The sequence below is a fragment of the Stenotrophomonas sp. 169 genome (genome assembly GCF_014621775.1).
In the GTDB taxonomy this organism is placed as follows: Bacteria; Pseudomonadota; Gammaproteobacteria; order Xanthomonadales; family Xanthomonadaceae; genus Stenotrophomonas.
The window spans coordinates 3,044,389-3,058,212 of record NZ_CP061204.1 but is presented as its reverse complement, the minus strand read 5'-3'; the positions used below and the strand labels follow the sequence as shown (position 1 = coordinate 3,058,212).

The following is a 13,824-nucleotide window of genomic DNA, read 5'->3' as shown; positions in this document are numbered from 1 at the left end:
CGTGGCTCGGCGCAACCGTCAGAAGAGGGCACCGCGTCACCGTGAGATATCCGTAGCGCCGAGCCACGCTCGGCGGATGGTGTCCGTGACCGGTCAGGCCGGAACTGCCCGCGCTTCGCGCTCGCCGAGCGTGGCTCGGCGCTACCCGTCAGCCGAGGTCACCCAGGCGTGCCTGCAGCGCGGCGATCGCCGCGAGGCCTGCCGTTTCCGTGCGCAGGATGCGAGGACCCAGCTGCAGCCCCTGGAAGCCGGCCGTGGCGAGCAGATCGCGGTCACGTGGCGACCAGCCGCCTTCCGGGCCGATGGCTACGACGATGCCGCCGGGCGGGGCCGCGTGCAGGGTGGACAGGCGATGACTGCCCAGGGGATCCAGGGTCAGCCGCAGCGTGTCTTCGGGCAGCGTCGCGACGGCGGCCGCCAACGACAACGGAGCGCCAACCTGCGGAATCCGCGCGCGCCCGGACTGGCCGCACGCCGATTGCACCACGCTGTTCCAGTGCGCGACCCGCTTTTCTGCGCGCGCGCCATCCAGTTTGACCTCGGTCCGTTCGGCATTGACCGGGATCACGGCCGCCACCCCCAGTTCCGTTGCCTTCTGCAGGATCAGATCCATCTTCTCGCCACGCGCTACGCCCTGCAGCAGGGTGAGGGGCAGGGGGGATTCGTTGTCCAGTCGGCTGGCCCGGTCGATCCGTACCTGCGCATCGCGCTTGCCCACCGTGACCAGGGTGGCGTGGTAATCGTGGCCATCCCCATTGAAGAGCACGCAGCCATCGCCCTCGCGCAGGCGCAGTACGCGCACCAGGTGGTTGGCGGTCTCTTCAGGCAGTGAAAGTGTCTGGCCCGCCTGCAGTGCAAGCGGCACCGGGCAGCGGGTCACACGCATGCACAGGTCTCCTTGCGGCGCGCAGGCCGCGCACCGCGGTCATGGAACAACGGGTTTTCGAACGGGTTGCCCTGCGGGGAGGGCTGCGTCTCTGCTAGCATCGTGAGCTCATGAACATGTTGCTGCCTTCGTCCATTCTATCGGCCCGCGCGGGGCATTCCGCATGAGCCGTCGCCTGCCCATCATCCATCGGATCACCGACGAGGAAAACGGCCCCTTCCAGCGCCAGCATCTGGACCTGGAGTTCTCCAATGGCGAACAGCGGCGATTCGAGCGCCTGGTCAGCCGTGGCCACGGCGCCGTCGTGGTGGTGCCGATGCTGGACGAGGACACCGTGCTGCTGGTGCGGGAGTACGCCGCGGGCATGCACCGCTACGAACTGGGCCTGGTGAAGGGACGGATCGACGCCGGCGAGACGCCGGAACAGGCGGCCGATCGCGAGCTGAAGGAAGAAGCCGGTTATGGCGCGCGGCGCGTGGACGTACTGCGTGCGATGACGCTGGCCCCTACGTACATGAGCCATCAGTCATGGCTCGTCGTGGCACGCGATCTTTATCCGGAGAAACTGCAGGGCGATGAACCCGAAGAGCTGGAAGTCGTGCCGTGGAAGCTTGCCGAACTCGATCAGCTGATGCTGCGCGAAGATTTCTCAGAAGGCCGTTCGCTGGCGGCGCTGTTCATCGCGCGGCAGTGGCTGCAGGGTCGCCCATGAGCCGGCATGCCGCCGCGCCACGGTGTCGCGGGCGCCTGCTGCCGTGACCCACGTACGCATTACGACCGACCTGCGCGAAACCGTCATCGCCATCGCCCAGGATGCGGCGGCGGCCATCATGCAGGTGTATGCCACCGGGTTCGACGTCAGCCTGAAGGATGACGACAGCCCGGTAACCACGGCGGACCTGGCGGCCAACGACCGCATCGTCAGTGGGCTGCTGCGGCTGACGCCGGACCTGCCCGTGCTGTCGGAAGAGTCCGTGGCCGCCGACTGGGAGACGCGACGCCACTGGGGCGCGTACTGGCTGGTCGACCCCTTGGACGGCACCCGTGAGTTCATCAAGCGCAATGGCGAGTTCAGTGTGAACATCGCGCTGGTCTACCAGGGGGCACCGACCTTCGGGGTGGTACTGGCACCGGTAACCGGCCTGGTGTGGCACGCGATGCGGGGTGAGCAGGCGTATCGACGGCAGGGCGTGCATGACACGGTGCTGCGCACGCGCGCGCCCGCCCATGCCCCGCTGCGCGTTGCCGCCAGTCGTTCACACCGGTCCGCGCGCACCGAGGCGCTGCTGCAGCGGATGGGCGACATCGAGACCGTGGCACAAGGGTCTTCGCTGAAGTTCTGCCGGATCGCCGAGGGCGATCTGGATGTCTATCCGCGGTTGGGACCGACCAGTGAATGGGACACCGCCGCGGGCCAGTGTGTCCTGCATGCCGCCGGCGGCGCCGTGCTGTCGGCGAGCACCGGTAAACCATTCCGCTACAACCGCCGCGAGAGCCTGCTCAACGGTGACTTCATGGCACTGGGTGATCCTGCGTTGCCCTGGCGCGGTTGGCTCGACGACAGCAACGGGAATACCGAATGAGCGCGACCGACGCAGCAACCGAACTGGGCCGCCTGCTGGCGATCATGGCGCGCCTGCGCGATCCGGACGGTGGCTGTCCGTGGGATCTTGAACAGGACTTTTCCACCATCGCCCCGTACACCATCGAAGAGGCGTACGAAGTCGCCGATGCGATTGATCGCGGTGACCTGGATGATCTGTGTGACGAGCTTGGGGACCTGCTGCTGCAGGTCGTGTTCCATGCCCGGATGGCGGAAGAGCAGGGCGCGTTCGCCTTTGCCGACGTTGCCCGCTCCATCAATGAAAAGATGGTCCGCCGCCATCCGCATATCTTCGCCGATGCCAGCGTGGACGATGCCGCCCATGTGCTGCGCAACTGGGACGCCATCAAGCGGGAAGAGCGTGCGGCCAAGGGCGAAACGGATCGCTCGGCGCTGGCAGGTATCTCGCGTGGGCTGCCGGAATGGCAGCGCGCACTGAAGCTGCAGTCGCGCGCCGCCAAGGTGGGATTCGACTGGTCCGGTCCCCTGCCGGTGCTGGACAAGGCGGCGGAGGAACTGCAGGAGCTGCGCGCGGAGTTCGAGCGGGGTGACATCGCCGGCAACAAGGCGCGGCTGCAGGAAGAGCTGGGCGACCTGCTGTTCGTCTGCGCGAAACTGGCCCGGCAGGCCGATGTCGACGTGGGCAGTGCACTGCGCGGTGCGAACCACAAGTTCGAACGTCGATTCCGGGCGATGGAAGGCTACGCCGACGCTGCGGGCGAGCGCATGGCGGACCTGGACCTGCAGGCGCAGGAAGCACTCTGGCAACGCGCGAAGGCGGACGAAGCCGCATCGTGAAGACCTTTGGGCTGTTCCTGATCACGGCGCTGGCCGAGATCATCGGCTGTTACCTGCCGTGGCTGTGGCTGCGTCGTGATGGCAGCGCGTGGCTGCTGCTGCCGGCCGCGGCCAGCCTGGCATTGTTCGCCTGGCTGCTGACCCTGCATCCCGATGCCAGTGGGCGCATCTATGCGGCCTACGGTGGCGTGTATGTGGGCACGGCGCTGCTCTGGCTTTGGCTGGTCGACGGCATTCGTCCCGGTCGGTGGGACGTGCTGGGCGTGTCGCTGTGCTTGGCCGGCATGGCCGTGATCATGTTCGCTCCACGCAGCGGGGCGTAGTCAAAGCCCGCCCCACCCGTGCAGGCCACGCATCGGTGCTCAACGTGCCTGACAGCCCAGCATCGTCAGGTCGATGGCATCGGCCATGCGCGCATAGCCTTCGTCGTTGGGATGCAGGTGATCGCGGGTGATGCCAGCAGGCAGGGATTCCGGCGTGGCCGGGTCGCGCAGCGCCGCATCGAAGTCCACTACGCCGTCAAAGCCGCTGTCATCGCCGCGCGCCCATGCATTGATCGTGGTCCGGGTCGCGGCCGATAGCGGTTCATAGCGCTCGGAGCCCCCGAAGGGCGTCAGCGTGCCGATGAACGCGCGCGCGCCGTGCTGGTGCAGGCGCGTGGCGATCTGTCGATAACCCAGCAGCATGTCGTCGGCCGTGCGGCCGGGCAGAGGTGTGGGGCCGCCGCCATGACGGATATCGTTGATGCCTTCGAAGAGGATCATCTGATCGGCATCGGCCACGGCGATCACATCGCGGTCCAGCCGGGACAGCGCGCTGTGGCTGCGCCCGTGGTCCAGCAGCTTGTTGCCGCTGATGCCTTGGTTGAGCACGACGAAGCGGTCCGGGCAGGCCTGCTGCAAGCGCACGGCCAGGCGCTCGGGCCACTGGTTGTACGAGCCGCGTGCTGCGGTGGCGCCTTCGGTGATGGAATCACCCAGCGCCACGATGACCGATGGTCGATCCGCGCGCTGTACCAGCACCGCCGAAATCACATTCTGGCGATAGGACACGGCCACGCTGTCGGCCACGCGCGGCTGTCGGCCCTCGGCCACCCGCACGGTGGTACGGCGCACGGCGGGGCGCGTCGCCTGTGGGAAAAAGGCGGTGACCTGGATCTCATCCAGCGCCGCGGCCTTCAGTGGCAGCGGATCAGTCAGCAACGCAGCCCCTACCGGTACGTCGATGACCCTGCGTCCGTCCACCTGCACGGGCAGCGGGCGGCCGGAGGAACCGCGTACGGTCATGTCTTCGACCCGCAGTGGGGACGTGCCCAGTTCATTGCTGATGCGCAGCCGCAGCGCATCGGCGCGGCTGCCCAGCCGGATGTCCTGGCGGACGGTCTGTGCAGCGAACTGCACGGGGGCCTGCGGCGTGCCGTCCAGGCGGTCCGGCGCGGGTGATGCGGTCCAGGCGGTGACCCACACCGGCTGCGCGGGGGCAGCCGATGCGGACAGCGCGGAACCAACGGCAAGGGAAAGAGCGGTGATCCAGCGCAGCATGGTGAAACTCCGGTCAGGAGAAGAACGTGCCGCCGTTGACGTCGATGTTCGCGCCGGTGATGAAGGCGGCCTCGTCCGAAGCCAGGTACACGGCCACGTCGGCTGCTTCCTGCGGACGACCCTGGCGCCGCAGCGGCGTACCGGCGGCTACGGCGGTGCGCACTTCCGGCTTGGTGAACTCGTCATGGAACCGCGTGGCGATCATGCCGCAGCACAGCGCGTTGACCCGGATGCCCTTCGGGCCCAGCTCCTTGGCCATGGCGCGGGTGAAGGTCATCACGCCTGCCTTGGCGGTTGCATAGATGGATGCACCGGGGCCACCGCCATCGCGACCGGCCTGCGACGCGAAGTTGACGATTGCCGCGCCTTCGCCCATGTGCGGCACTACGGCATGGGTGGTGAGGTAGGTCGAGGTCAGGTTGAGGTCGATCACCTTGTGGAAGAACGCCGGATCGATGTCGGCCAGCGGGCGACGCTCGACCATGCCACCGGCCACGTTGATCAGCAGGTCGATGCGGGGACCGAACGCGGCCTGCGCGGCAGCCACCAGCCCGGCGACGGCGGCCGGATCGGTCACGTCGGCACGATGCAGGATGGCCTGGCCACCGGCGGCTTCGATCTGCGCCAGTGTCTCGCGTGCGCTGGCTTCGTCGTTGGCGTAGTTGAAGCAGACGCGGGCGCCGGCGGCGGCGAGTTTGATCGAAATGGCGCGACCGATATCGCGGCCGCCACCGGTGACGATGGCCACCTTGTCCTGGAATGACATGCGTTGGAACTCCTTTGTTACGTGGGGTGTGTGAGAGAAAAAAGGGGCGGGGAACGTAGGCGTGCGCTCAGCGCTGCGGCGCAGGCGTCGGCGTGGGTGCATCGAGGCGACGGATCGTGCCGGTGAGCCACCACAGCGCGACCAGCGACAGCGGCACGAGGGCGGCGACGAGCATGAACATCGGGGCATAGGACTCGCGGGTCAGCACCGGCACCAGCCACGTGGTGATCAAGGTGCCGGCAACGGCGGCCAGGCCACCCAGGCCGGCCAGCGTGCCCACCGAGCGCCCACCGAACAGATCGCCCGGCAGGGTCTGGATATTGCCGATGGCGACCTGGAAGCCGAACAGCACGGCGGCGATGGTCAGCACCGCGGCCAACGGGCCGGCGGCCATCACCGCGCCCAGCAGGGCAGGCGCCATGATGATGCAGCCGAGGGTGATCGACCATTTGCGGGCGCGGTCCACGCTGTGCCCGGCGCGGATCAGCCGGCCGGACAGCCAGCCGCCGGTCAGGCTGCCGAGCATCGCACCGACGAAGGGCACCCATGCGAACAGGCCGATCTGCTTGATGTCGAAGCCGAAGGTTTCTGCCAGGTAGATCGGCAGCCAGGACACGAACAGCCACCAGATCGGGTCCAGCAGGAAGCGGCAGGCGAGCATGCCCCAGCTCTGCCGGTGCGCCAGCAGCTCACGCACGCTGCGGCGCGGTGCGGCGGGATCGGCGGCGCCGGCCTGGTCTTCCATGATCAGGCGACGCTCGGCATCACTGACCCACGGGTGTTTGTCCGGCCCTGCGCGGTACACGAACAGCCATGGCAGCAGCCACAGGAAGCCCATCGCACCGATCACCACGAACGTCCCGCGCCAGCCCAGCCACAGGTACAGGCCGGCAATGGCGGGCGCAGACACGATCGCGCCGATGGAGGCGCCGGCGTTGAAGACGCCCTGTGCCAGCGCACGCTCGCGTGCCGGGAACCACTCCGCGTTGGCCTTGACCGCACCCGGCCAGGCGCCGGCTTCGCTGACGCCCAGCATCGCCCGCACCAGACTGAACGACAGGATGGAATGGGTGACCGCATGCAGGGCGATCGATATCGACCACACGCTGATGGACAGTGCGAACCCCATGCGCGTGCCGATCAGGTCGAACAGCCGGCCGAACAGGAACTGGCCAGCGGCGTAGAACAGCATGAACACCGTCACCAGCAGCGCGTAGTCATCCTTGGTCGCCCCGACCTCGCGGGCGATCTCCGGCCACATCACCGCCAACGCATTGCGGTCGATGTAGTTGATGACCGTCGCGACCGCGATCAGGCCCACGATCAGCCACCGCACTGCCGAGCGGACCGGCACCTTGCGCAACTGCGCGCCGGCAGAAGACACGTTCATCGGCCGCTCCGCTTGCCGGCGGCCTGGTCCATGCGCGCGTGGCTGCCGCGCCACGTGTAGGTATGGCCATCCACCACCACGCTGTGTTCGCTATCGGTACTGCTGTCATCGGCAACGCCCAGTGCGATGCGCGCGCCGCTGGCCAGCGTCAGCTGCAGCAGTTCGGCGTCCTTGCCGCGCACGCGCACCAGCACAGTGATCTGGCTGTCGGCCCCGTGCACGTACTCGGCCGTGCCGTTGTATTCACCGTGCGGTTCCAGCACGCTGAAGAAGCTCACTTCGCGCTGGCCTTCCACGCGCTGCACCAGCGCCGGTTCGCGGCGCAGGTTGAACTCGGGATCGTTCGCACCGCTTTCCACCAGCAGCGCCCGCGATGGCGCGGTGCTGCCGAAACGGTAGGTGTAGAAGCGTCCATCCAGCAGCCAGGCCAGGCTGCGCTGTTCAGTGCCGGGCGCGCTGCGCGCGTCCACCCACAGATGCTGGTAGCCGTTTTCCGCGCCCAGCACGGGACGCTGCTCGACGAACCGTTCGGCTTCGAACCCGGTGCTGACGATGTGGCCGTTGAAGTGCAGGGGCAGGTCGAAGCGGGACGCCTTCTCACCCTTCACCTGCATCAGCTCCAGCACGACCGGCAGGGCCAGGTCCGGATGGCGCAGCAACGCCTGGGTGCGGGTGAACGTCACGCCGGGGTACGCATCGCGCATCGTGGCCGAGGCAACCTGGGTATCTTTATCGGCCTGGAAGAAACGCACGGTCGGCGCATGCACTTCGCCCCGCTTCCAGTCGCCGTTGAAGTGGCTCTTTTCATCCACCACCAGCGTGTTGTGGGCGATGGTCTGTTTGGCCCAGCTGCGGTTTTCGGCCAGGTAGATGCCGCCGCGCTTGGCTTCCACGTTGAGGAAGCGCGCTGAACCGTAGTCCGTCACCACGCGCTGCCCGTTGTCATAGAACAGCCAGTTGAGCTTGTCGAAGTGACCATGGCCCATGCCCTGCATGGTGTCTTTCTGTACCAGTACCTGGCCGTCTTCGTCGCCCATGCGCAGAATCGCCAACCCGCCGCGATCACCGTCCGGGCCATCGCGCAGCAGCATCGGGCGGTAGTCGAAGGGTTTGGCCTTGCCGGCGGCCAGCGCCTGGGCGACCTGCAGGCCCTCCGGGGTCAACAGCAGGCGGTCCTGGTGCTGGGCCACTGAAAGCAACTGGTCGTCACCGCTGCGCGCGTATGCGATGCCGATGCCCGCCACCAGTTCTTCCGTATCCACGCCCTTGTCGAGGATGGCGTCGTTGATCGGGAAAAACAGGCCGCCGTAGCTGCTCTGCACGAGCACATCGACGGCCTTCAGCAGCACGCCGTCGCGGCGCTCGAAGATCTTCCGCTGCGGCTCGTTGCGCTCGATGGCATTGGCGAACAACAGGAATGGCGCCAGGGCATAGCGCTGGTAGTAGGGGCCTTCTTCGTAGTAACCGTCGGGCGAGAACAGCAGGTCGACCTGGCGCAGGAACCCGAATTCGTCATCCTTGCGGCTGCCGCGCAGCGATTTCTCCACCAGGTCCTGGTCGCGCAGCACGTAGCCGGTCATGCCGGTGGCCGCCACCGCCCAGGTGGAGTGATTGTGGATCTGGTCGAAGTTCTTCGGCTCGCTGGCAAGGAACTCGGCCATCGGCCGGAACACGCGGTCATCGATGGTCTGACGGTCCTTGGCGGGCAGCGCGTCGCGGATCGCGTCGTAGCCCTGCACGGCGTTGACCAGCCACACCGAGTCATTGAGCACCTGCCAGAACACCCGGCCCGGGATCTGCCCGCGTCCTTCCGGATGCGGACCCAGGGTGGGGTACAGCGCGGCGTATTCCAGCAGCATGCGCCGGGCGTAATCGACGTAGGCGGTGTCGCCGGTCAAGCGGTACAGCGTGCCGGCGGCCAGCAGCGCCTGGTAGTTGCGCTTGTGCTGCTCATGCGTGCGCCCGCCGCCCTTGTCCTTGGGAAAGGGGACGTCGATGCCGGCCTTCATCATCCGCCGCAGCATCGCCTCGTTGCGTGCCTGCTCCTTGGCGAAGGAGGGATAACGGGCGCCCTCGCTGGCCATCTGCTTCCATTGGCTGGCGGTGACCAGCACCGGCGCCACCGCGGTTTCGGCCGGCGTGGACGCCGCCGTCGCCGCATAGGCGGGCGCGGGCAGCACGGCCACGGCGCCGCTGGCCGTGGCCAATGCGAGGGCAAGCGAGAGGTACGTGTGCTTCATCGATCAGCTCCATTGGTGGGCAGGCGGTGGCCGACAGCGGCCGCATCCGTCCATTCCCCTTGTTTGGGATACCAGGCCACGCCGGTGGCATCGCGGGATGTCACGCTCAGGGTGGCAGAGGCGCCGGCCGATGGGAGGGCCGGCGAGGGCACCCACAGTCCGTTCGACGCCTGTACGAGGGTTGCCGCGACGCTGTCCACGCCGCCGGGCAGGGCGGGGGACGCGAGCGGCGACTGCAGGTTGCCGGTGGAGGCGACGCCGGCCATGCTGCCGTTCACCGTGACCGGATCCGCGCCAGTGCGGTTGACCAGCAGGTTGTTGCGGAAGCGGCTGTTGCTGGCGGGCACGACGATGCCGGTCGCCGCGTTGTAGCCGACGCCGAAACTCACCTTGGACACATCGACGAAGGTGTTGCGCTCGATCGTCGCATTGACCACCGGCGCGTAGCCGGACAACGCCGGCGCGGCCTGGCCATGCATCACCGCCAGCGCTGCGCGGTTGCTGCTGCCGGCCAACCCCTGGAAGTAATTGTTGCTGACCTGCTGCTGCGCATTGATCACCCGCACGCCGCCGGTGCCGGACTTGCCATCACCGAGGAAGATGTTGTCGATGACCTGGTTGCCGTTGCCATGACGCAACGTCAATGCGCCGGCCGAGCGATAGAACACATTGCCGCGGTAAACGTTGCCGCCGGACTTGTTGGAAATGATCTCGGTCTCGCCGTCGCAGCCCTCGAACCAGTTGTACTCGACGGTGCTGTTGGAATCGCTGAGCGAGCTGTCACTGGTGCCCACGCGCAGGGTTTCGCCGCCGTTGACGCCCAGCGCCGGGCGCGGGCCGAACCAGTTGTGGTCGATGCGGTGCTGGTTGTCCAGCCCCTGCGCTGCATCGCGCACCACCACCACGGTGGGGCCGGCGTTGGTCTTGCCGCGCAGCTGGCTGTGGTCGAGCCGGTTGAACGCGCCGTAGAGCATCACCCACTGATCCTGGTCGCTGCTGTCCGGGTTGCTGTAATCGTCTATCACCACACCGCTGACCCGGCTGTGGCGGGCGACCGCCTTGCTCGATTCACGGAAGGCCACCACCGCCTCGCTGGGCGAAAAGCCATCGCGGAACACCAGATCCGCCACGTGCAGGTACTCACCCGCCAGCCGCAGGTCCGATTGACCGCTGAGGATCACCTGGCCGGGCGTCTGCGCGCGCAGGGTGATCGGCGCCGCCGCGGTGCCGCTCGCCTTCAGCAGCAGCCGTGCATCGGTCCACGTGCCATTGGCCAGAACCACTTCGTCACCGGGCTGGAGAGCGGCCGCCACGGTGTTGAACTCGCTCACGTCGTGCACCAGGTGGCTCGCCGCGTGAGCGGCCCCGCTCCACGAAGCACCCGTGACCAACAGCAGTGCTAAAGACAGGGATTGTGATGGAAACTTCATGGTGTCTCCTCCGGACGATGGCACTGACGCAGGACGGATTGTAAGCCGGTTTACTAGACCAGTGGGATGCAGTTGTAGGGCATGTTTGTCGGCAAGTCATGCTGCAACAGCACAAGATTTCTTGCTGAATTGGCCTATAGCAAAGGTAAGACGAAAGAATCAGTCCAATTGGTTGACATTTGTGTGTCCGCATGTCGAAAGTGCGCCCCATGCCCGCAGTGCGGGACATCCTTTGGGAGGAGGACACCATGCGTCGTATCGAAATGCCTGCAGCACCGTTCCACCGAAATGCCCTGTCCCTTGCCCTGATGGCTGCGCTCTGCGCCAGCGGCCCGGCAATGGCGCAGCAGACCGACCCGCCGCCGGCAGGCGGCACCGCGACCAACCTGGACCAGGTCCAGGTGACCGGCATCCGCGAGTCGATGCAGAGCTCGATCAACAAGAAGCGCGACGACACGGTCATCTCCGACGTGTTGTCGGCCGAAGATATCGGCGACCTGCCGGCCCCGTCGCTGGCGGACGCCATCGAAACGCTGACCGGTGCAGCGTCTACCCGCGACAAGACCGGTGCATCGGAAATCTCGATCCGTGGCTTGGGCGCGTTCCTCAGCAGCACCAACTTCAACGGGCGCGAGATCACCAACGGCAGCGGCGATCGTTCGGTGAACTTCAACATGTTCCCCGCCGAGCTGATCAACACGGTCGCGATCTACAAGACCCAGCGGGCCGACATCATCGAAGGCGGTGTGGCCGGCACCATCGGCCTGGAAACGGTCAAGCCGCTGGAGTACGGCAAGCAAGCGATACAGTTGGACCTGCGTGGCAGCTGGGCGGAGTACGACAAGAAGTATCGCGACGACGACGGCATCGGCTATCGCGGCACCGCCAGCTACATCGACCAGTTCGAATTCAAGAACGGCGGAAAGCTGGGGGTATCGCTGGGCGTGCAGCGCCTGGACGGGTCGGATCCGGAAGAGAGCATCACCAGCGGATCCACCTGGTATGCCTGCGATGGCCGGGTCAATGTGGCCAACGCGAACTGCACCGAGCCGGGTGCAGCGGCCATCGCGGCCGGCACGCCGTTCTACCTGGTGCCCAGCAGCCGCATCTATCGCCTGAAGCAGGAACGCAACGACCGGCAGAGCGAGTTCGCTGCGGTGCAATGGCGCCCCAACGACGTTGTCGAGGTCAACGTCGATGTCGAGCACACGGACCGCAACTGGTATGAAAACCGCAGCGACCTGAGCCTGTCGAATGCGCGGCGTGGCATCGTCAACCGGGTGGTCGACGAAGACGGCGTGCTGCGCCAGCTGTCCGGCAGTACCTCCATCGATTCGACCTCCAACCGCTACACGCGCAACGAGGAATACACCGGCGGCGGAATCAACCTGATCGTGCGGCCGAGCCCGGCCTGGGAGCTGTCCACCGACCTATCCTATTCGCACACCCAGCGCGTGGACGACGAGCGTGCCACCCGCCTGCGGGCCAACCAGCGCGATACCGCCAATGCGATCGTGCCGGGCATCAGCAGCGGGACCACCGGCTATGTGAACTACGACTGGGCCTGGCAGGGCGAGGTGCCCAGCGTGGCACTGGATCCGGCGTTCGATGCGAGCAATTGGGACGCCTACACCGGCGCCGCCCGCGTCACCTCCAGCCAGACCGAGAACGACCATCAGATCCGCGCCGGCCGCTTCGATGCCAGCTTCATGCCGGAGGAAGGATTCTTCACCCGCATCAAGGCAGGGCTGCGCGCCAGCCAGGCGGATTACACCTTGCGTGACAATACGCTGATCACCGATTACGACCAGCGCGTGGCGGGCGACAAGGCCGCCATCATCGCGGCCAACACCAGCTGCCGCGCGGCGTTCCCGCAGAAGGATTTCATGGATGCCGCCAGCGGCAACACGATCTCCGAGTGGGCGTACTTCGATCCGATGTGCCTGTACCAGTCCTTCCGCGGTACTACCGACAACCTGCTCGATCCGGATCGGCCGGACCCGAACAACGTCGACATCACCGAGAAGACGCGCTCGCTGTATCTGCTCGGTGAGTTCAGCAGTGAGTGGTTCGGCCTGCCCGTCACCGGCAACGTCGGCGCGCGCTGGGTCAAGACCGACGTGCGCTCCGAAGGCGTACGCACCGGCCTGACCGTGCGTGACAACGGCGACGGCACGATCCGCCTGCAGCCGACCGGCGAGTTCAGCACGCAGACGTTCAAGGCCGGCAACGACAAGCTGCTGCCCAGCGCCAATGCGTCATTCGCGCTGCGTGAGGACCTGCTGCTGCGTGTCGCCGGCTACCGCGCGATGTCGCGCCCGGACATTTCCGCGCTGGGTGCGGGCCGCACGATCAACGTCAACAGCGATGCGACCTTCGGCAACCTGGCCGATGCACTGGACGACATCAGTGCCAGCGGCAACCCCGCCGCGCAGCCGCTGATGAGCTGGAACGGCGATCTGTCGCTGGAGTGGTACCCGAACCCGGATACGCTGCTGGCCGCCGCCGTGTACTGGAAGCAGTTCAATGGCGGAACCGCGACCTCGCTGGTGGATGAGACCTACACCATCGATGGCCAGACGGTGACCGTGCCGGTGCGCCAGCAGGTCACCACCGACGAAGACAGCACGCTGACCGGTATGGAGCTCAGTGCGACACACCGCTTCTCGTACCTGCCGAAGCCGTTTGACGGCCTGGGCTTCAAGGTGAGCTACAACTACGCCGATTCGGATTACGAGACGCAGGATTCGCGTCTGGGCGAGCAGTTGGCCAGCGATGGCAGCGTCATCCCGGCGATCGTGCCGACGGCCGGCTTGAGCGGGTTCTCGCGGCACGTGCTGTCCGGTTCGCTGTACTGGGACGTGGGCCCGTTCAACATCCAGGCGATCGCCAAGTTCCGCTCAAGCTACTACCAGGATTTCACCGGCAACACCGCACAGCAGAATCGCTACTACGACGACAACACCAGCGTGGACCTGCGCGCGCGTTACCGGGTCAGCCGCAACCTGTCGCTGTCACTGGAACTGATGAACCTCACCAACGAACCGCGCGTGGCGTACCAACCGTCCTTTGGCAACTTCCGCGAGGTCGTGAGCTACGGGCGACGTGCGTTTTTCGGTGTACGATACAAGTTCTAAATCGAGACGGCGCGGCCTTCAGGGTCGCGCCGT

11 protein-coding genes are annotated in these 13,824 nt (G+C 66.6%); 5 read left to right on the top strand and 6 right to left on the bottom strand.

From position 1 onward, the window contains the following. Positions 1 to 148: 148 nt before the first annotated feature. On the bottom strand, positions 149 to 886 hold the full coding sequence (locus tag ICJ04_RS13295; protein ID WP_188324698.1) for a 16S rRNA (uracil(1498)-N(3))-methyltransferase: 738 nt from the start codon (positions 884 to 886) through the stop codon (positions 149 to 151). Between the two features lie 163 nt (positions 887 to 1,049). Here ICJ04_RS13295 and nudE point away from each other — a divergent pair, with 163 nt between their 5' ends. Genes nudE through ICJ04_RS13275 form a run of 4 tightly spaced genes read left to right on the top strand, consistent with a single transcriptional unit; the run spans position 1,050 to position 3,610 of the window. Continuing rightward, positions 1,050 to 1,598 carry an ADP compounds hydrolase NudE gene (gene nudE, locus ICJ04_RS13290; protein ID WP_188324697.1) on the top strand — a complete coding sequence of 183 codons (549 nt, stop codon included), beginning with the start codon at positions 1,050 to 1,052 and terminating at the stop codon, positions 1,596 to 1,598. A gap of 43 nt (positions 1,599 to 1,641) precedes the next feature. Further along, positions 1,642 to 2,469: a 3'(2'),5'-bisphosphate nucleotidase CysQ gene (cysQ, locus tag ICJ04_RS13285; RefSeq protein ID WP_188324696.1), complete on the top strand. Its 828-nt coding sequence runs from the start codon at positions 1,642 to 1,644 to the stop codon at positions 2,467 to 2,469. Next, on the top strand, positions 2,466 to 3,287 hold the full coding sequence (gene mazG / locus ICJ04_RS13280; RefSeq protein WP_188324695.1) for a nucleoside triphosphate pyrophosphohydrolase: 822 nt from the start codon (positions 2,466 to 2,468) through the stop codon (positions 3,285 to 3,287). Before cysQ ends, mazG begins: the two co-directional genes overlap by 4 nt. Then, positions 3,284 to 3,610 carry a YnfA family protein gene (locus ICJ04_RS13275; protein ID WP_188324694.1) on the top strand — a complete coding sequence of 109 codons (327 nt, stop codon included), beginning with the start codon at positions 3,284 to 3,286 and terminating at the stop codon, positions 3,608 to 3,610. The genes mazG and ICJ04_RS13275 overlap by 4 nt, the downstream gene beginning before the upstream one ends. A 39-nt stretch (positions 3,611 to 3,649) precedes the next feature. Here ICJ04_RS13275 and ICJ04_RS13270 read toward each other — a convergent pair whose 3' ends face one another. The 5 genes from ICJ04_RS13270 to ICJ04_RS13250 form a co-directional block, all read right to left on the bottom strand. Further along, positions 3,650 to 4,828: a GDSL-type esterase/lipase family protein gene (locus ICJ04_RS13270; protein ID WP_188324693.1), complete on the bottom strand. Its 1,179-nt coding sequence runs from the start codon at positions 4,826 to 4,828 to the stop codon at positions 3,650 to 3,652. Between the two features lie 13 nt (positions 4,829 to 4,841). Then, the gene (locus ICJ04_RS13265; RefSeq protein ID WP_188324692.1) at positions 4,842 to 5,594 is read right to left on the bottom strand and encodes a glucose 1-dehydrogenase; all 753 of its coding nucleotides are present in this window, start codon (positions 5,592 to 5,594) and stop codon (positions 4,842 to 4,844) included. Positions 5,595 to 5,661: 67 nt separating this feature from the next. Further along, positions 5,662 to 6,984: an MFS transporter gene (locus ICJ04_RS13260; protein WP_188324691.1), complete on the bottom strand. Its 1,323-nt coding sequence runs from the start codon at positions 6,982 to 6,984 to the stop codon at positions 5,662 to 5,664. Next, positions 6,981 to 9,224, bottom strand: a complete 2,244-nt coding sequence (locus tag ICJ04_RS13255; protein ID WP_188324690.1) for an oligoalginate lyase — start codon at positions 9,222 to 9,224, stop codon at positions 6,981 to 6,983. The genes ICJ04_RS13260 and ICJ04_RS13255 overlap by 4 nt, the downstream gene beginning before the upstream one ends. Next, positions 9,221 to 10,555, bottom strand: a complete 1,335-nt coding sequence (locus ICJ04_RS13250; protein WP_223202889.1) for a polysaccharide lyase 6 family protein — start codon at positions 10,553 to 10,555, stop codon at positions 9,221 to 9,223. Before ICJ04_RS13250 ends, ICJ04_RS13255 begins: the two co-directional genes overlap by 4 nt. A gap of 437 nt (positions 10,556 to 10,992) precedes the next feature. On the opposite strand from ICJ04_RS13250, the gene ICJ04_RS13245 reads away from it, so the two are divergent. Beyond that, entirely contained in the window at positions 10,993 to 13,791 is a 2,799-nt protein-coding gene (locus ICJ04_RS13245) for a TonB-dependent receptor (protein WP_223203075.1), read from the top strand. Positions 13,792 to 13,824 lie beyond the last annotated feature (33 nt).